Annotated in this window: 14 protein-coding genes; all 14 read right to left on the bottom strand. The window is 45.0% G+C overall.

Annotated elements, in window-relative coordinates; translation table 11 throughout:
- Positions 1-373, bottom strand: a 373-nt coding sequence (locus tag M0R47_RS17725) for a sugar nucleotide-binding protein (protein ID WP_292557256.1), incomplete at its 3' end; no start/stop codon positions are given.
- Positions 374-631: 258 nt separating this feature from the next.
- A complete protein-coding gene (locus M0R47_RS17720) occupies positions 632-4,246 on the bottom strand; it encodes a glycosyltransferase (RefSeq protein ID WP_292557254.1) in 3,615 nt (1,204 codons plus the stop codon).
- A 443-nt stretch (positions 4,247-4,689) separates the two neighbouring features.
- On the bottom strand, positions 4,690-5,433 hold the full coding sequence (locus tag M0R47_RS17715) for a glycosyltransferase family 2 protein (protein WP_292557252.1): 744 nt from the start codon (positions 5,431-5,433) through the stop codon (positions 4,690-4,692).
- Positions 5,434-5,462: 29 nt separating this feature from the next.
- Positions 5,463-6,482: a GDP-mannose 4,6-dehydratase gene (locus M0R47_RS17710; protein WP_292557250.1), complete on the bottom strand. Its 1,020-nt coding sequence runs from the start codon at positions 6,480-6,482 to the stop codon at positions 5,463-5,465.
- 72 nt (positions 6,483-6,554) lie between these two features.
- Entirely contained in the window at positions 6,555-8,516 is a 1,962-nt protein-coding gene (locus M0R47_RS17705) for a hypothetical protein (protein WP_292557248.1), read from the bottom strand.
- Positions 8,500-10,479: a glycosyltransferase family 39 protein gene (locus M0R47_RS17700; protein WP_292557246.1), complete on the bottom strand. Its 1,980-nt coding sequence runs from the start codon at positions 10,477-10,479 to the stop codon at positions 8,500-8,502. Before M0R47_RS17700 ends, M0R47_RS17705 begins: the two co-directional genes overlap by 17 nt.
- A gap of 18 nt (positions 10,480-10,497) precedes the next feature.
- On the bottom strand, positions 10,498-11,922 hold the full coding sequence (locus M0R47_RS17695) for an MBOAT family O-acyltransferase (protein ID WP_292557244.1): 1,425 nt from the start codon (positions 11,920-11,922) through the stop codon (positions 10,498-10,500).
- Positions 11,923-12,171: 249 nt separating this feature from the next.
- Positions 12,172-13,587 (bottom strand): hypothetical protein, encoded by a 1,416-nt coding sequence (locus M0R47_RS17690; RefSeq protein WP_292557242.1) that lies wholly within the window; start codon positions 13,585-13,587, stop codon positions 12,172-12,174.
- Positions 13,588-13,595: 8 nt separating this feature from the next.
- Positions 13,596-14,564: a lysylphosphatidylglycerol synthase transmembrane domain-containing protein gene (locus tag M0R47_RS17685; protein ID WP_292557241.1), complete on the bottom strand. Its 969-nt coding sequence runs from the start codon at positions 14,562-14,564 to the stop codon at positions 13,596-13,598.
- Positions 14,565-14,566: 2 nt separating this feature from the next.
- A complete protein-coding gene (gene wecB, locus M0R47_RS17680) occupies positions 14,567-15,658 on the bottom strand; it encodes a UDP-N-acetylglucosamine 2-epimerase (non-hydrolyzing) (RefSeq protein WP_292557239.1) in 1,092 nt (363 codons plus the stop codon).
- Positions 15,655-16,767 (bottom strand): DegT/DnrJ/EryC1/StrS family aminotransferase, encoded by a 1,113-nt coding sequence (locus M0R47_RS17675; RefSeq protein ID WP_292557237.1) that lies wholly within the window; start codon positions 16,765-16,767, stop codon positions 15,655-15,657. The genes wecB and M0R47_RS17675 overlap by 4 nt, the downstream gene beginning before the upstream one ends.
- Positions 16,764-17,324, bottom strand: a complete 561-nt coding sequence (locus tag M0R47_RS17670) for an acyltransferase (protein ID WP_366513244.1) — start codon at positions 17,322-17,324, stop codon at positions 16,764-16,766. Before M0R47_RS17670 ends, M0R47_RS17675 begins: the two co-directional genes overlap by 4 nt.
- 1 nt (position 17,325) lies before the next feature.
- Positions 17,326-18,387 carry a Gfo/Idh/MocA family oxidoreductase gene (locus M0R47_RS17665; RefSeq protein ID WP_292557235.1) on the bottom strand — a complete coding sequence of 354 codons (1,062 nt, stop codon included), beginning with the start codon at positions 18,385-18,387 and terminating at the stop codon, positions 17,326-17,328.
- A 2-nt stretch (positions 18,388-18,389) separates the two neighbouring features.
- Complete coding sequence (locus M0R47_RS17660; RefSeq protein WP_292557258.1) at positions 18,390-19,700, bottom strand: nucleotide sugar dehydrogenase; 1,311 nt, start codon at positions 19,698-19,700, stop codon at positions 18,390-18,392.
- Positions 19,701-19,764: the final 64 nt, after the last annotated feature.

Raw genomic sequence — 19,764 nt, 5'->3', positions numbered from 1 at the left:
CGGCGAACACGCAATCCGTGCTCATATGCACCAGACGGGCGCCTGATAATTCACATAATCTGGCCAGCCTGTGCGGCAATAACGCATTGATCGGTATCGCCTGTAACGGATCGTCCGCATCGGCCAGCTGCTTGATTAACCCCACACAATTGATCACCACCTCCGGGCGGGTTCGGATGAAGGCTTGCAACAGGGAGTCGTGCTGCTCGACATCGATACCTGGCAGCAGGCGCCCGGCGATGTCGGCAGAAAAAAATCGCTTGGCGCTTTCCGAACGGAGCGTCCCATAAACCTGCCAACCGGCTTTTTCGTTTAGCACCCGGATCATTGCATTCCCGAGCATGCCGCTGGCGCCTAATACTAATATTCTCATATCGTTTTTTATTGCAATCTACAATCGCATTAAGTAAAAATACCGCGAGCAAAGCCCGAGGCTTGTATCTGTGAACCGTTCAGAGCTTTAATGGTCAACTAAAACTGGTAATTTCTAAGCAGTCTTCTTATAGGATTCCCGCTCAAATTCCAGCAGGGATGGGTAGCTTAATGCTGAGTACGCACATTTACCATTATAAATGCGATTTTTCGTGAATTCTTATAATTATAAGTCATTGAAAAATAATCTTACCTGTGACTAATGAAACCTACGCAACTGCCCCGATTTGACCGCAACGGCAACTTCAGGATTGGCTGCCAGATATTCATCTTCATTGAAAATCGAATCCACCATAAAAGCATCGATTCGCGGCGGATAAGACAAACTGAAATCCGAGTAATCCAATGTTAGATTCGGATTATAGGCGGGATCATAAGGCAATAACTTCCCCCAGCGCCGCTTCATGTACTGCACCTCTTTATCAAAGCGCGCACGTTTTTCAGGAACGTCATCACTTCCTCGCGAAGCAGACTCGTGATGATATAACTCGGCATAGGGCGTCCACACATTGCGAAAACCCGCCTCACGAACACGAAGACAGAAATCAACATCGTTGAATGTAACCTGAAGATCAACTTCATTCAGGCCTTCAACTTTTTCGTAAATTTCCCGCCGAATAACCAAACAAGCGGCAGTGACAGCGGAAAATGATTGACACAGACTAGCTCGCCCAAAATAGCCGTGATGCCCTCTCGGCATGCGATAGTGAGGGTGTCCAGCTACGTTAGCAGCTCCAAGCCCAAGAATGACTCCCGCATGCTGAAGCGTATTGTCTGGATACCATAATCTTGCCCCGACCGCTCCAATTCCAGGACGCACAGCATGGCTGACCATTTCAGACAACCACTCTGGAGATATAACCTCGATGTCATTATTTAATAATGCGATGAGCTCACCTTTGGCAAATCTTACAGCGGCGTTATTCAATGCCGAATAGTTAAATGGCCGATCATCCCGCAAGACTCGCACCCGCGATTCGGTTTTTAGCGAGTCAAAATACTCAAGAGTATTAGGATCATCCGACCCGTTATCAATAATCAAAAGCTCATAATTCGAATAGGTTGTTTTTTCAAAAATACTCTGCACACATTGCTTGATCAGTTGCAGACCATTCCTTGTCGGTATTATCACACTCACTAATGGCAATGATCTCGGCAAGCCATAACGTACTCGATAACCGAATCCAATAAGCTCAGCTTTAGCATCCACATTTAGCCGCTGAAAATGCTCATTCAATGCCCGCTCCCCTGCAAGCATTGCATAAGGTTTCGCATCAGACGATTGTGCGGTACTTTCCGCGTGTACTCGCCAATGATAGAGCACATGCGGAATGTGTCGAATTTGATCTGGCTTAATGCGTTCAATGCAACGTAATGCCAAATCATAGTCCTGAGACCCTTCTAATCCCAATCTGAACCCCCCAATTTCACGCAAGAGGGATGCATTGTAAACACCAAGATGGCTGAACATGTTATGCGAATAGAACAAATCTTCGTTCCAATCACACTTAAAGTAAGGATCCGATCTCTTGCCAATCTCGTCAATCTTATCCTCATCGGAATAAATCAACCTTGCATCAGCGTACTGATTTATTGTTTGCGCTACCCAGAACAATGCATGCTCAGAAATCAAGTCATCATGATCCAACAATGCCACCCATTCTCCAGAGACCAATTCCAGCGCACTATTTGAGGCCATAGAAATATGGCCATTTTTCTCATGGAAAACTACTTTGATGCGTGAATCGTTTTTTGTGTAATGCTCTAAGATGGGACGAATCGCTTTATCAGTAGACGCATCATCAGCTATACACAACTCCCAATGCGGATAAATTTGATTGCGCACTGATTCAATTGCCTCGATTAACCATTCCGGCTTTGCGTTGTATGTGGGCATTACCACCGAAATAAGTGGTTTATTGAAAAAGCGTTCTATCTGTGCTCGCGCGATGAATCGCGTCTCATCGGTAAGCGTGTCATAACGGCGAACCCACTCGACATAATCATATCTACCGCATTCACCTGGGCCAGAGGCTAGCGGGATCTCACTCGACATAGCAACCACCCTGAAGCCGCGTTTAATTCCCGCAAAACCCTCACGACGATACAACTGAAACGCTTTTAGAACCGTATTGCGCACGCCCCCCCCGCGGTTGACGGCGAGTCCAGCTAATCCTGTAACGCGTTTAATACGTTTCGCTTGGAGATAAACAACACGTAACGGACTAGTTATTTTCCAACTGGTTGAATTATGTAGTGCAGCCACCAACACATTGAGTTCAGCTACTGCCTGACTAAGGTGTGCAATCTGTCCGTCGCGGTCATCCACAACTCGGTTCAGATTAACGATCTGCCCATCACGGTCAACCACAGCTTGATTCAGATTAACGATCTGCCCATCACGGTCAACCACAGCTTGGTTCAGATTAACGATCTGTCCGTCGCGTTCGGCCATTTCAACTTCCAGCCCCCCCACACGCCGTTGCATTACTCCGATATACCGCGCATGCTCCTTCAGTATCTCACCAACTTCTTGACTAAATTTTGTGGCTTGCGAATCAGCCAACAAATTTAATTTACGTGCCAGCAATAGCGTAACTGAAGAATTTTTATCCGCATTAAGCCATAAATCTTTAGCAATATCGGGGTAAAAATTATCGCATGCAATTTTATATACATTTTCCAGTCGAGTAGCCTGCTTTTGTAAATCAAAATATTTTTCGGCAAACTTTCGGCCACCTTGACCTATCCTTTCTGCTTTCTGTGGGTCGGAGAAAAGTTCTATGCACTTTGCTGCGATCTCTTCGGCGCTTCCAGTACGGGTCAAAACGGCATTAACACCATCCTCGAACAAATGGGCAATATTTACATCGGGCATAACCACAGGGCGGCCCATTGCTAAGAATTCAGGTAATTTTCCAGGCAACCTCAGATCTTCGAATGGATCAATCTTTCCGGGTTGAACAAAGACATCTGCCAGCGCGAGAAGATCAGGCAACTCGCTTCTGGGTAACACGCCAAGATCACTAATTAAAGCTGCTGCCTCGGACGGCAATTGATCGATGAAGTCCAAAGCGAATGGCCCTGTCCGCAATAGTCTACAGGGGTAACCTTGCTTATTGATAAGGCAAACAGCTCTACACAAGGTTTCTATCGAGGATCGTGTAAATTCATTTAAACCACCGGGGTACACAATGACCCGTTCATTTTCTGCAATTCCATATTGCTTGCGCAATAAAGGATCCGCCATTCTTGGGGAAAAAAACTCAAGATCAACACCCGGCATCACTGTTTCGCAGTGAACCCAAGGCGGCACATCTACTTCAAGTTTATCTTGAATGACCGCCGCTGCATCTGCCAACCCAATGAAGCTGTCATAACGAAAGGGATGCGACAATCCATCACGAATACGCTCTGAAATACTCTGATCCGTTTGCCGGACCAAAACTGCTTCTTCAAGCCCTAAAGCTCGACACGCAATCCAAGACTCATGATCTTCCAAATAGACAATTAATGGTGTGGGTCGTTTTGCCATATATGATGTGACAAAGCGTCTAACCACTTCACGCGGAGTCCAGGCATGGATAACATCAGCGGGCCGCCCATCAGGAAAGATTGATTCGGGATCATGCAATGCATCGTCGTAAAGCAGGGGGCGGAAAAAAACGTTAGGACACTGCTGTATAGTTTCCAAGTTATTTGGAACGACTACCGCGCAATTGTGCCCGCACTTGTGCAGTTCGCGAGCATAAAGAGCTAAAGGATGCACGCTATTGCTGCTAAAATCCCCATAAAGAACAAACAATATATTCATAATATTACACCAACCGTATCTACTGATAAATCCAGTAAACCAGTAGTTTTAGAAATTCAAATTCAATTACTTAGCCACGCAGCCACGCAGCACCTAGTAGTTAACCAATGTTATATATGCCGGATAAAGAGATTCCAATTTCATTCTCGCAGCCTTTGTCGTAATACGCCTCTTCATGCAAAATGGTTCCGTATGCTTGGACAGTATTTTTATATTTTTAATGAAGCACCTTGCAATTCTGCCCATGTTGCATTGGGTAGCGACGGCATGATTGCAAGGTAAAATTAAACTGGAAGAATAGCATCCTTTATCACGTTAATTATGATCCAGGCCGTACTTGACGACCTTCAAATTAACATTTTTCCAATATGGCAAACCTTTAAAATTGAGGGCATTAGTTAAACTAATGGATTTTCGAAAATACGGGAACAATCTTTACTTCATCATGCCTCTTTCACCAACGCAAACCATTTACTTTTGCTGCGCCACAAGGACAAATAGCCCCTTATTGTCCTAAAGATTTTCATTTTGCTTTTACCCTTCCGGCGCGATGAATCCAATTGCATGGCCACCTCGGAAATTGATAATCGCAGCATCGCCATCTTCATGACCATTTCGACCATGCTTTCAAAGCCATTACGCTCAACAATTCCGGGACCAAAAGTCTTCTGCATTCGAAGTAACGCATCGGCTCGATACAAACGGAAAAATGAACTAACCGTTAATATTCCCTGGATGTCCAGTAAATCCTTTACAACCAGGTTTGCCCCACTACTCAGCAGCTTTCTGAGAAATGAAGTTTGAGTAAAACCGCCCCCGTACATATAAGGACTGGCTAAAACCACATCAAACCCCTCTTTCGCCCTTACCAGCATCTGTTGGATGAGCTCATGACGTGAAGTATTATCCCCCTCCATAGTTATCACCCAATCGTCTGTTGACAACAATCCTGCAAGGTGCGAGAAACCGGTGGCAAAGGCTGCACCGGGCCCTTTATTGACATCATGCTGCAATACCGACAAATCAAGGTCGCCGGCAGATTCGCTTGCCAATCGTACCGTATCATCCGAGCTGCCGTCATCCACAAGGATGAACGAAACTGAAAAAACACTCGATAGCTCTTTAGCCAGGGAAGAAAAAGCATCGAACAGGTCATTTATGTTCAACGCTTCATTAAATACCGGCACAACAACAAATAACCTAGACTTAGACATAATTAATTCTGCTCAACCCAAGATGGAATAAATGGGGTTGGGATTCCAAGCTGCCTGCGTCTCTCAATTTGCCAGATAATCGTTCTACGAAGACCGTCCTCAAGATCAACTTCCGGCTCAAAGCCAAGAAGAGTACGGGCACGAGTAATATCCGGTATACGACGCATCACATCCTCATATTTGCCGAAGGTTTCATAAGGGATCAACTTTATCTTCTGGGTTGAGTCATCGCCCCGCACCAATCGCCAGATCAGTTGAGCTAATCCAGTAATAGAAATTTCGCGTGTATTGCCCAAATTAAAGACTAAATTATTGGCAGCATCCTGCTCAATAGTCCTGATAATTCCATTCACATGATCACTAATGAACGTAAAGGATCGAGTCTGACTGCCATCTCCATGAACTTCGATTTCCTCATTGTCCAGTGCCTTGTTAATAAATACCGACTGTGGACCGCCCCACCAAGTTAAATTTTGGTTAGGGCCATATCCCCCAAAAAATCTAAGTGCAACTACGGGAATACCATAACGTTGCTGGTAGGCAAACATCATCTGCTCTTCAAACATTTTGGAAATGGCATATGCCCAGCGTTTTACATCAGGATTTCCGATTACGAGATTGGAGTTTTCGTTAAACGGGACATCGGGATTCTTTCCATACACATCAGAAGTTGAGGCCGCAACGACCTTAGCCCCTTGGTCAATAGCAGCTTTTAGGACATTTTCAGAACCCAATGAATTGATAAGAAGAGTATCCAACGCGTCGGTATATCTGGGAATTTTATATGCAGCCAAATGTACTAATGTTTTGCAACCTACGGATGCCTTTGTAAGCGCAGCTTCATCACGAATATCGATGTAGTGCATTTCAAAATTTGGGTTCTTTATCAGGGGCTCAAGGTTCAATTTTTCACCCTGGGACATATTATCAACACCAACGATCTGATAACCTTTGTCCAATAGTGCATGGGCAAGATTTGAACCAATAAAACCAGCAACGCCGGTTATTAGAATTTTTTTCATTTTTTCAACTCACAGTTTGTTAACAAAAGAACCACACATCTCAAACAATTACACCTATACATCAAGAATTACTCACGGCAGAAACTCAGTTATCGCGAGATACCGGAAAGCTAAATTTCGAGTATCCTTTGAAGCAGAAATACCAGATGGACTACCCGCCCAAGAGCTATTTAATTCAAACTCTGCAACACCATTATCTTCAAAGAAATTCGCGGGGATATTAAATACGTGGTCAAGATGACTGGCCTCAGTTTCAAAACTCAGGCTCTTTGCCGAGTCCACCTTAGAACTAAGAAATATAACCGCCTTTTTGCCACTTGCAGTTGGGTTAATCAACTCGCCAGTCACCCTTATTGAAACAGGCATTTTATCAGGGTTTCGTATGTTAAGTGGAACCCTGTTCTCATGCCATCCATCCGCTGCCGCAGGCGGGAATGTAACATACAGCTGACGCGCAAGGATTTTAACGGTTGTGCCATCCGGGAGATCAAAGCGGCCGGAAAGCGGCCTCATTCCATAAGACTCTTGCAGTATTTTATTAGCCTCTGGAGCCACCACATTGTTTGGATGCCAGTCAGCATGATAATTTTCTAGTGTAATCACATAATCCGCACTTTTGTTCATCTTAGCCAGTTCTTCAGCAGAACTCGTGCGGCCGATCGGCACCAAATTTACTCGGTTTGTCCAACGCGGAAAGTAATTTGCTAGTGTCCAATACTGATAACTTAAGCAGTTGTGCTGGTGTATGGGAGTACTTCCAAGATTAATCGAGTGTAAACCTCGCGTTTCGGCATCAGCCAAAATCATATTTATGACATCCCGTTCTCGATAATCATTGACTGGCTCACTGCTAATTAACACTTTTAACTGAGTACCGCCTAAAGCAAACAACAGCATCAGCGCGGGAATCAGGAACAATCTGGATTTTGGAAAAATTGTGCGCCACAAAAGGAAGGGAACCAAAAGATAGCCGGCAATAAACAAGTAGTCCACAGAAGGCGCGCGCGACGAGTAAAGAGAAAGGCAAATAGTTGGAACACCGACTAAAATTAGAACAATCGTTATCCGCTCTAACATTTTGTAAATTTCAACACGTTTTTCTTTTTGGAAAATAAACATGCCGAATAAAATCAAGATTGGCACAAGGGATAGGCTTGCGTAAACAGCAAAGCCACGATCCAACATATGAAATGATTTCACTCCTCCAAAATAAAATAATAAATTATCCGAGAATGAAGTGACAGGATTTGCCAGTTTAGCCTGAGCCGCCCAGTATCCATAATAGCTAAGTATCCGCCCAACATTTGGAATAATAAACCAGCCACAGGTGATGGTTGTAACCAAAGCTGCCAGCGCAATGTTGCCATAATGAGGGTGTCTTTTTCTCAATATGGCCTGAAATACAATTATCCCGATATGCGAAAGAAAATATACGACGGCGGTCGAACGAAAAAGTATTGTAACCCCAACCATGACCGCATATAACAAAGCATCGCGCCGCCTATGCATCAAATCGCTTTTTATGAGAAAAGCTGTGGCCCATATAAAAGGGGCGGCAGCCACAAAATCCAACATAAAATGTCTCAAGCCATAAGACACCACACTTGGTAGCAACGCAGCCAAAAGACCACATGCTATTGCATATTGAATATCTTCATAAACATTCCATGCCAAATAAACAACGCCACATACCCACACAAGATACGCGAAAGCAATTACCCAGTAGGCAACAGACGGTTCCAAACCGAACAGCAAAAAGAAAATTGCAGCAATTCCCCATAAAAGAGGAGATGTTTGCTGGTTACCGGCCACGACATATTTATTAAATAAGTGACCCCACTCCCAGTTTCTAATTGACCAATAATCGTTATACGCTTCAGTCAGGTAGACAAGCGAATCAGCCTGTGGCGCATTCATTAATTGGTATAGATTCAGCCATTGTGCATTGAGTAGCACGACAACAATCCCAACAATCAATGGAAGAAAAAAAGCCTTGGGGGAAATTTGTTGCATTTGATTATTGCTCTGAATCATCCGTAATTACCTTGGTTTCAACTCGATAAAAAGCCAGTTTTCGGCTGTCCTGTGCCGACGCTGATTCTGCTGGTGTGTTTATGTTTGGAAGCATCTCGTAGGTTCTTAACACTTCTGACCCTGGCACTACATCACTAAGGTACTCTCCAATACCCTCAGAAGACACCTGCTTCAATCGAAGAATAATCGTTGAACCAGAGTCTTTTTTATCTACCAACCTAAATTCGCTTACCGGCCTGGCCGTTATCCCTCTCCATACCAGCCGTGACGGTTCAAACGAAAAATAATCGACATCTGCACCCCACTCCGTCCATTGATCGGCCGTCACCTGCACAGGATTAAATTTCACATAATTCTTGTTCAGCGCTAAATAAACGGGAAATTTCCCGTCTTCCAACGAAATCTTTCGCAACTTTATAAACTGCCCGCTTTTCTCCAAGGCTTTGTTAATCTCATCATGAAGACGATTTAAAGCATGAAATGTCTCCCCTCCAATCGCCGTGCCAGGAAAATCTGAAATAATCACCATCGGAAATTGAGAGAGCTTGGATGCAATTAAGTTTGCATCTTCAGGAAACATAATATTACTTATATTCCTAACATCCATCGGAATTGAATTTCTGTCTTTGTGACCGGCAAGAGCCGCCCATTGGTAAAAATTCACGTTATATATTGGGTGGCTAAAAACCTGAACCATCTGTGTGTCTTGCAAACCATATTCCTTTCGAAAGTCCGATATCTCCCCATTGAATTTGCCTAAATCCTTGGCAATGAATTGACTTTCCGCAATGGGAATATTTGGCAAAGAAATACTCAGGCCAAGCAAAACCAAAGGAACAAGAAGATAGCGATGTACGACAAAACCGCCCGAATGCCTGGATATCAGCGCAATCACTCCGGCCGTAAGCAGCACCAAGACAGGGACATCACCTAAGCTTGAATAACTTTCCCGCCAGGAAATAAAAATCAACGGAATAATGACCGCGCAAAAGGTTAGCGCGAGAAACGCATTCCCCTCATTTTGGCCCCATATTTCTGTTCGGCGTCGCAATGCAAACTTCCTGAGAAGCAGCACAAAAAGAACAAGAGCGAGACATAAGGCTGGCAACACTCCCCAATGCGAATAAACGATATTTTTAGGGTAGAACAGATAATCATGCCAAGACATCTGCAGATGGTACTGCGAAGCTTTCCATGCCGTAGCATCTTTTCCCCAAGTAACATAATAACGAAGCGTCTCTTGCAGATGCGGCAGATAATGCCAGCCACTGGCAAGCACCGCCCCTGCAACAAAACTTAGTATTAAACGCCCACGGCTACGGAAATCTACCGGTAGGTATTTAATGGGGAATAACAGGAACGGCAACACCGCAAAAACCACATAGCCGGGAGCGCTCGCCTTGAACAAGGTCCCTATACCGACACTTATTCCAGCCCAAAATGCTTTCCTATTTTCTTCCCGACGAACCGCCTGCAGAAAAAACAACCAGCTTAATCCGATAAAAAATGCTAATTGGAAATCATTCCTGGTTTGTAAAAAATTTTGATACAGGAAATTGGGCAGGATAGACCAAATTACCGCCCCCCAAAATGCGGCTTTTCGTGATGCACCAAGTTCGACCGATAGCAAGTAGACAACCGAAAGACAGCCAAACCCAAAAAGCGCCGATATCATGTAAGGGGCATTAGGCTGCATTCCGAACAACAGGTAACTTGACGCCAAAGAAACCACATGTCCGGGAACCATCGAATCATCGATTTCTTTTAAAGCCGACCGCCAATCGCCGTCCAGCCATCGCCTAAAAATAGCTAAGGCATCATTTTGATATGCCAAGCTATCCCAAAATGGCGGCTTATCCGCTAAAAAATAGGCTTGTATGCTATGCATGCATAGGAGCAAAAATAGGCTCCATGCAAAAAGAAGCAATATATCCTTTCCTTTTTGGCTACTAAAAAAATTCATCGCAGGCATCAAGCATTATTAAAACTGAAAATATATGAACTGCTGTGTCGGAACGCCTAAAAGAAAAACCAACCCTGCGATAAATAAAAACCCGGAAACTGTTCCATATACTATAGCGATGGTATTACTATCTTTAAATTGAACTCTATTGCTGTAATATTCGTTGATACGCACAGATACATCAATACCGATTATAACCAAGACTATAATCACGACTCCTGGAAAAACTGTAGGTAATGCTGGATCGCTGAGCCAGTCCATTATTTTTTTGTTAGCCAACATGGCGTCAGAGAATGTCTGGCATCGAAAATACAGCCAAGTGTAATTAACCAGAAGGAAAGTGCTGGCCCATCCCAATATAGCAGTGAAAAATCCGAAATTTGACTGAGCAATGGGTTTCCCTTGAAATCTCACTACTAAAAGGTTCACGCAAAGATAGGCACCATGCAAAGCCCCCCAAATAATGAAATTGAACCCTGCTCCGTGCCATAGTCCTCCTAACATCATGGTAATCATTAAATTTCTCAAATGACGAGGCAAGCCCTGCCGATTTCCACCTAGAGAGATATACAGATAATCGCGTAACCAGGTAGACAAGCTGATATGCCACCGCCGCCAGAACTCCTGGGGTGAACGTGAAAGGTAGGGAGTTTTAAAATTCACCATCAAGTCAATACCCATTACCTTCGATATTCCCCTAGCCATATCGGTGTATCCCGAAAAATCCAGATATATCTGTAGCCCGAATCCAAAAATTGAGAAAACAACTTCGGCTGGCGTAGCGGCACTTAGATTCTGAAAAACAGGATTAATCATAATGGCAAAGGTATCTGCCATCGACTTGCGAAAAAAACCTAAACAGAAAAGAAGGGTTCCCTCTGAAACTCTCGCGCGGGTTAGCGGTAATGGATTCAGTATTTGCGGTAGCAGATGACCAACTCGTTCGATAGGGCCCGCCACCAACTGCGGAAAATAACAAACAAAAGCGGCGTATTCTAAAAGATTCTTGACAGGCTCCTGTTTTTTTCGATAAACATCCACCGTGTATGAAATCGATACAAAAGTATAAAAGGACAGGCCAACAGGCAAAAGCAATTCCCCTAGGTACCAGTTGGAAACATCAAGTCCTATAGATTCGAAGCTGGAAATAAAGAAATTAAAGTATTTGAAGATCCCGAGAATAACAAGATTGGTTGCAAGACTGAGAGTAACAAGACCTTTTCTTTGCCTGTCACTTTCAGTTCGCCCCATTGCATTTGCCACATAATAGTCGACAAAAATCGTAAGCCACAGCAACAAAAGATATCGCCAGTCCCACCAGCCATAAAATAAATTTGAAAAAACCAAGAGCACGGATATTCTCATCGCATTGCCACGCGCTGAAAAATAAAACGTGCAGAACACGATAAAGAAAATTAGAAACGTTTGCGTATGAAAAAGCATAAAAATCAGTCCAAGTTGCTATTTAGCAGTAGCGGTAAGTCAGTTTTATAAACAAAAGATGGGCGAAATACATTGCTCTGTCGTCTGTAAAATGGCATGCATTGAAAGTAGCAACTTATCTATATTCATTTTTATCAAAAACTTAGTTAAGCAGTCTTCCGGTTTCCGTATTAGAAAGAACATCTTTAGGTGAAACACCTGATTCCCAACCACTAAGGCACACGCATTACTCCTAAAATGCAGAGCATGTTATAAAGCGGGTACCCATTCATAACTCGCAAGTGGTGCATTCAAAGGAACCTTCGTATCTGTGCCGTATAACAAACGAAGTATTAACGCCTGCTTCTTATCATTTGCCCCTAAATCAACATCTGCTTCATACTCACCGCTCGTCAATTTTCTAACTGGTGAAATAATATCTCTACCATCTGGCATACGCAGTGCAAAAAACAAATCGGCTGAAGGGAATAGCGGTACTGCGAAATTTTCCACAAAACGACAACGTAACGATTTGTTCCGAGCACCTCGATTTCGAAACACAATAGCAGAGTATCCATTGAAAGTTGGTTCTTTTGAACGGATGGATGCTAGCGACACTTGTTCAATCCCACTTGAATCAGATTGATCCAAAGAGCTTGTGTTAATCGCGGTCTGAAAGACTGCACGCGTATATATGTCTGCACCGTAGGTATTTAGATGTGTATATTCCATCACAGCATGATCAGGGACGCTTAACCCATCCAAGGGGTTAACTAAAATTCCACCAACACTCTTAGCCAAAGTGTTAAGGTACTGAGTGCGTCCTTTTTTATAATCCATATTTTCAGTAGGCTTCATCCACAAAGCCCCAGCTGCTGAATGACCCAATACATAAATTTTTAAATCGTCAGCCTGTGCAATCTGCCGCAATTCCTCCATCGCTTTGATATCTATCACAGGAAAGAAATTGGTTTGCGCTACCGCCAGATCCTGTTCCGCTTCTGTTGCCATTAACTTCACATTATTTTCAATTGATTGTCTGAAGTAGTTCATTTGCTGCAAATCCAATCCTGCTGCCGTATAACTGATCCGATCGCCATAATCAGTTACCTTGTAGGTATCCATGCCTTGACCTATCAAATTGCGATAGTGCCCAAACATAACCAGGTCACGCAAAGCCGCCGCCTTATTAATAATTGGTAAGGTCCACACGAATTTTGCAAGCCCCAATAAGGTTTGGTTATTGAGTGACGAACCAATTGGTGAATGACTTAACTTGTAATCAGCACTATTAGGTGATATTTCTTCAGGTCTTTTAACTTCTGCAGGAGATATTAAAAATATTGCTTTCGGCCTAACGACTGTCCGTGCAATTCGGTAAAGAGCTGGAGTTGTTACTAATTCAGCTGAACCTGTCGAGAAATTAAAAACCCGGTAGGGATGCCCCAGTTTTTCAGACATGAGTTTTGAATACAGTTCAGCAGAAAATCCAAAGTCTGAAATTGAGCTACCAAAAACAATTGCATCGACCGGGCCGGATTTTGCAAATTTTTCTAACTTCTTTAATTTATCTTCAATCGGCCTAATTCCCGTCCAAGTTCCATAACTAGGCAAGTCCGAATCACTTATTAAAAAATTTGCAAAAGCAAGCATTATTGCCACTATGATAAAAGATATTAACTTCACAAATAATTTCATTTCTTTGACGAGTGATTGAAAAAAATAGCTCGATGTGACTGGATAAATTGACTGCTAACTACTATTGCACCTAAACACGCTGGAGAGAACAAAAATACTCTTGAGAGTAAAAAACTATTTCCACCCTGACTGCCGCCGATCATGCCATACAATAAATCAAATCCTTTCTCGCCTATACCCACTCCTCCTGGAGTCAAAGGCAGCGCATTGGCCAGCAGACCAATAGGTGACACAGTTACTACCTGCAGAAAATCTAGCCCGCTATGCATTAAACCCGAGAACAGATAGATAACCACCACAGCGCACAGATGACCAGTTAAGCTAAGCATTGCGCTAATGCCGATCACACGAGCGCTGTAACCTTGTAAATCAATCTTCTCGATAAATCGCAACACGCGACCAACAAAACCAGTGTTGGTTTTGTCGCCTCTGTGATGCAAACGAATTACCAGAAAATAGCCCACTCCAAGCACGACAAATCCAATCCATGAAGTGATCACGAATTTTTGTAGTCCCAATGCTGTCATGAGAAAGGTGCCCGACAATAGCCCCATGAAAATCATAGCTACCGTACCCAGCAGACGATCGACAAAAAGTGCGCCGAACAATGCGGATTTACTTGCTGCCGGATAGGCTCTCCAGAAACAATAGGCTCTTGCCAAATCCCCTGACATTCCGCCAGGCAAGAACAGGGAATAAAAAATACCTACTGTGTTATATGCGATACAACGCCAGATGCCGACCGAAATATCATGCGCAGCCAGCAACAGATGGACTCGCCAACCAGCCAGAAACAACTGAATTAAGACGAACAACGTAGCAATGCTTGCGATACGAATGTTAATTAAATCTAATACTTTCGGATTTATGAGATCAGCGTTTAATAGCCAAGCAACGATTAATACGCCAATCAAATAACGCGCAGCTATGGAGAACCAACTCCTATATTTGTTCCAAAAACTCATTGTTATTTGTGCGAAATAAGTACCTGAAGGATATTCTCTGCTGCTTTGCCTGCGCCATAAGGGGAGCCGTCAAAATCAGGCCGCCATTGTCCGGTTTGCAACTTGGCAAACCACTCCATTACCGCTAAACGATTAGCTCCCACCAACACGTTTGCATTAGATGCAGTTGTTTCCACCCATTCGGTTTCATCCCGCATAGTAAGACAGGGGACGCCGTAGAAATAGGCTTCTTTCTGCACGCCACCCGAGTCAGTTAGTATGACTTTGGCGGCCTGCTCCAAGGCAACCATGTCCAGAAAAGGCAGCGGCTCGACCACTGTCAATGCTGACATGTAATGAGATAGGCCATACTCCTGAACCAGATTGCGTGTGCGAGGGTGCAACGGGAGAACAACCGGGAGTTGCTTGGCAACCTCGGCCAGCGCTGAGAGAATTTCTTCCAGTTTTTTTTGATCGTCAGTATTTTCTGCGCGGTGGCATGTCGCCAATGCAAAATCACCGCACGATAAATTCAACGTATTTAAAATTGTGCTTTGTTGGCGAGCACGATCACGGTAAAAAAGAGCGACATCGTACATAACATCGCCTACGTTATGCACCCCTTGGCTTACCCCTTCGTCATTCAGATTATTAACGGCCGTTTCTGTTGGGCAAAACATTAGCGAAGAAATACGATCTGCAAGAATGCGGTTGATTTCTTCCGGCATCCGTAGATTGAACGAGCGCAAGCCTGCTTCAACATGGGCAACGGGAATATGCAGCTTCGCCGCAGCCAACGCGCCAGCGAGAGTCGAGTTGGTATCGCCGTAAATCAAAAGCCAATCGGGTTTCTCCTGCAACAGGACGTTCTCAACCGCTTCCAGCATGCGACCTGTCATGGCGCCATGTTGTCCGCCTGAAATTTCAAGGTTGTGTTTGGGTTGCGGGATGTCGAGCTCATCGAAAAATACCTTCGACATGTTTTCATCAAAGTGCTGGCCAGTATGAACCAGCACTTCCTCGATCGTTCCGGGGTAATCGTTACGAATTATTCGTGACAGGGCAGCGGCTTTAATGAACTGCGGGCGTGCTCCAACAACAGTTACGATCTTCATGCTGTCGCCTCCGCAACAGCTTTAACGATGCGTTCCTGAGTCTGTGCATCGATGTAGGGATGCATGGGCAAGCTGACAACTCTGGCGGCAGCGGCATCGGCATTTACGAGATTGCCTGATATGCGGCACAGGGACTGGTAAGCAGGCTGGCGATGCAGGGGCACCGGATAGTGAACGGCGGTAGGAATTCCCGCTGCCTTAAGTTTTTCAAGAACCGCTTCGCGGTTTTCAATCTGAATGGTGAATTGTCCCCAAATACAGTTTCTATCGGGACGTACGGCCAATTGTTTGACGGCTGAAACAGAGTCCAATAGCTTGAAGTAGCGCTCACCCGCCAGGAGGCGTTGCTCTATTTCCCAGTCGAATCGATCCAGCTTGCCCAATACTACCGCACATTGAAGAGTATCCATGCGCCCGCCTACACCAATACGGGTATGGTAGTAACGTCGTTCCTGTCCATGAACGCGAATTTCGCGCATTGCTTTGGCCAATGAATCATCATTTGTAAAAATTGCGCCGCCATCTCCATAGCAACCCAATGGCTTGCTAGGAAAAAAGCTGGTGCAACCAATAGTGGAAAGATTACAAGTTTTACGACCTTTGTAAGTTGCGCCAAAACTTTGCGCGGCATCCTCGATAACAGGGATGTTACCGTGCTTGGCGGCAATGGCATTAATTTCATCCATGTCAGCAACTTGACCGTACAGTGAAACAGGGATGATCGCCTTGGTTTTGGGTGTGATTGCCGCTTCAATCAAGGTCGGATCGATATTGCAGGTATCGGGTTGTATATCAACGAAGACAGGCACGGCACCAAGCAAAGCAATCACTTCGGCAGTGGCGACAAAGGTGAAGGCCGTTGTAATCACTTCATCTCCCGGTTTTACGCCGAGAGCCATTAATGAAATCAGGAGGGCTTCGGTACCCGATGCCACAGTGATGCAATGTTTTGCCTGAGTGTGAGTTGCCAATCTTTGTTCAAGCTCCACAACCTCCGGTCCCATGATGTATTGGCCATGGTCAAGGACTCGTTGAATGCGAGAGTTGATTGCTTGTTTTAGGTCGGCATATTGAGTTTTGAGGTCAATGAATTCTATTTTGTCGGTCATAGTGGGGTGCAGGTCGAATCGTCAATTTGGTAGGTGGCCCCGCAATTGCAGCTTACGTGTCCGTTACCTTGCAACTGGACCCCGCAACTGCACATCCAGCCGCGACGTCGGGCCGGTACGCCCAACATTAAGGCATAAGCGGGGACATCTCGATTGACTACTGCGCCAGCACCTATAAAAGCATATTCGCCAATCGTGGTTCCGCAGACGATGGTGCAGTTGGCGCCTAGCGTGGCGCCTCGGCGAACAAGTGTTTTGCGATATTCGTTTTTACGGGTGATGGCAGAGCGAGGGTTGTAGACATTGGTGAAAACCATGCTGGGTCCGCAGAAGACGTCATCTTCGAGCTGCACAGCATCGTAAACCGAAACGTTATTTTGAATCTTGACGTTATTGCCGATCACAACATCATTACCGACGAAAACGTTCTGGCCCAGTGAGCAGCTATTGCCGATATGCGCTCCGCTGCATACATGAGCCCAGTGCCATATGCGCGAACCCTCGCCGATTTGCGCACCCTCGTCGACGATTGCAGTGGGATGAATGGTTACAGTCATATCAATAGTCCAGTGGTAGGGCGACGCGCTTGCCGTCTCTTGCTGACAAATAGGTGGCGATGAGGGTTTCTAGGGATTTCAAGCCTTCACGACCATCTGTTTCAGGGTCGGCTTCACCTTGTAACACCTTAATGACGTTATAGTAATACAAGGGATGTCCAAAACCATAAACAGAAGTAGTTTCGTAGCTGGCTTGTTTGACTTTTTCATCGTCTTCGTGCGGCTCTGAGAATTCCCAGTGCTGAATTTCGTTCACGGCCACGCCGCCAACACGCACCGTTCCTTTTTCGCCAATGATCGTGATGCTGCCTTCCAGGTTTTTTGGATAGGTCAGCATGGTAACGTTCATGGAGCCTAAAGCGCCGGAACGCCATTTGACGCTGATGACACCGGTGTCTTCAACTTCGATGTTCCGAGCAAGAGTTGCTGTATAGGCTTGAATGCTTTCGATGGGACCAATCAGCCAGTCTAACAAATCGACATAATGGCTGGCTTGATTCATAAACGCGCCTCCGTCAAATTCCCACGTGCCGCGCCATGCGGCGCTATCGTAATACTCTTGTGGACGTGTCCAGAAGACATTGAGGTTGACCATGTAAATTCGCCCAAAACGGCCTTGCTCAACAGCTTGTTTGAGCAATTGTAATGTAGCGTTGCGGCGATTTTGTTTGACGACAAAGAGCCGCACATTGGCATCGTCGCACGCCCTGACCATACGCAGGCCATCATGCCAGCGAGTCGCCATGGGTTTTTCGGTCATAACATGACGCCCGGATGCAGCAACATCGATTGCTTGTTCCGGGTGCAAGCCACTGGGCGTTGTCAGCACAACAATATCAGCTGTGGTGTCCTCAAGCAGACTGCTCAGACTAGAAAACGGCTTTGCTCCTGTTATTTTGGCAGCCTCTTCAAGTGCTCTAGGATTAATGTCGCAGACGCCCACCAGTTCTGCGTGGTCAGCGTGCTGCTTTAAGGCTGCAAAGTGATTTTGGGCAATCCGACCGCATCCTACTAAGGCAAAGCGAATTTTCCGATCTGTAATTGGCGCAGGAAAGTGACGCATGCTCAAGCCTTTACGATATGGTCAGCAGAAGCTAAATAGCGGCCTCGAGAGTCAACGATAAGCTTTGCATTCGCTTTAATTAGTTCATAGTTAAATTTGTCATGATCGGTGGCTAGTAAAACACAGTCATATGCAGACAAATTCTCTGGAGTTAGCGGGACGCTTGAGAGCTCAAAATGGTGTTCGCGCATTACAGGAAAGGCGGGAAGATGCGGGTCGCTGTACGAAATATCGGCGCCCAAATCACGCAGTTTTTCCATGAGCATGACGGATGGCGACTCGCGCATGTCATCAACGTTTTTCTTGTAAGCAATACCAAGCACCAAAATTCGACTGCCATTGATTGCTTTTTTAACTAAATTCAAAGCCGACGCCACCTTAGCAATCACATAGTCTGGCATAGAAGAATTAACTTCGCCTGCCAACTCGATGAAACGGGTGTGTACGCCATACTCCCTTGCTTTCCAAGTGAGGTAGAACGGGTCAATTGGAATGCAGTGTCCGCCCAAGCCGGGACCAGGGTAATAAGGCACAAAACCAAATGGTTTCGTCGCAGCGGCACGAATGACTTCATGGATATCTATGTCCATTTTATCCGCAACGATCTTCATCTCGTTGACCAGTCCAATATTTACGGCACGGTGAATATTTTCAAGTAGCTTGGTTAACTCGGCGGCCCGCGTGGAGCTTACTGGCACAACTTTGTCGATTACCTGTCCGTAAAGTGAAAGCCCTACTTCAAGACATGCCGGAGTATGACCTCCACAAACCTTCGGAATGGTGCGAGTAGAAAAGTTGGGATTGCCCGGATCTTCACGTTCTGGAGAATAGACAAGATAAATGTCTTTACCGGCTTTCAGACCAAGGGATTCGATGCGAGGAAGAAGCTCTTCGTCCGTGGTTCCTGGATAGGTAGTACTTTCCAGAGAAACAACCTGTCCAGGACGGAGGTAAGGCACCAGAGAATCGGTCGTATCCAGAACAAAGCTGAGGTCAGGTTCGCGATATTTGTTAAGTGGTGTTGGCACACACAGAATCAGGGCATCAGCTTCTGAGACGCGAGAAAAATCCGTTGTCGACTCAAAGCCTTTGGCGACAGCGCTTTCAATAGCTTGACTGGGAATATGCTCAATATAACTCTTCCCATTTTGCAATGAATCCACTTTGCTCTGATCGATATCAAAGCCAATGACTTTGTAACCAACTTCGCAGTAGCGAAGCATAAGCGGAAGTCCAACATAACCAAGACCAACAATGCCAACGATTGCTTTTTTTTCTTTCAGCTTTATTATTAAATTATTCAACCGCATTATCCCTTCAATTTATTTCCTAATTCCCTCTAGCGAATAAACTTATTCTCGACAAAGGTTCTCTGGC

It is taken from the genome of Methylobacter sp., from assembly GCF_023227905.1.
Classification (GTDB): domain Bacteria; phylum Pseudomonadota; class Gammaproteobacteria; order Methylococcales; family Methylomonadaceae; genus Methylobacter_A.
The sequence above is the reverse complement of the archived record's forward strand: the minus strand, read 5'-3'. Positions and strand labels throughout refer to the sequence as shown.

Bases quoted from the DNA above. Each gene is read 5' to 3' on its own strand.
- M0R47_RS17695 (WP_292557244.1), bottom strand. From the start codon at position 11,922: ATGCTTTTTCATACGCAAACGTTTCTAATTTTCTTTATCGTGTTCTGC.
- M0R47_RS17685 (WP_292557241.1), bottom strand. From the start codon at position 14,564: ATGAGTTTTTGGAACAAATATAGGAGTTGGTTCTCCATAGCTGCGCGT.
- wecB (WP_292557239.1), bottom strand. From the start codon at position 15,658: ATGAAGATCGTAACTGTTGTTGGAGCACGCCCGCAGTTCATTAAAGCC.
- M0R47_RS17675 (WP_292557237.1), bottom strand. From the start codon at position 16,767: ATGACCGACAAAATAGAATTCATTGACCTCAAAACTCAATATGCCGAC.
- M0R47_RS17665 (WP_292557235.1), bottom strand. From the start codon at position 18,387: ATGCGTCACTTTCCTGCGCCAATTACAGATCGGAAAATTCGCTTTGCC.
- M0R47_RS17700 (WP_292557246.1), bottom strand. From the start codon at position 10,479: ATGAATTTTTTTAGTAGCCAAAAAGGAAAGGATATATTGCTTCTTTTT.
- M0R47_RS17720 (WP_292557254.1), bottom strand. From the start codon at position 4,246: ATGAATATATTGTTTGTTCTTTATGGGGATTTTAGCAGCAATAGCGTG.
- M0R47_RS17710 (WP_292557250.1), bottom strand. From the start codon at position 6,482: ATGAAAAAAATTCTAATAACCGGCGTTGCTGGTTTTATTGGTTCAAAT.
- M0R47_RS17670 (WP_366513244.1), bottom strand. From the start codon at position 17,324: ATGACTGTAACCATTCATCCCACTGCAATCGTCGACGAGGGTGCGCAA.
- M0R47_RS17705 (WP_292557248.1), bottom strand. From the start codon at position 8,516: ATGATTCAGAGCAATAATCAAATGCAACAAATTTCCCCCAAGGCTTTT.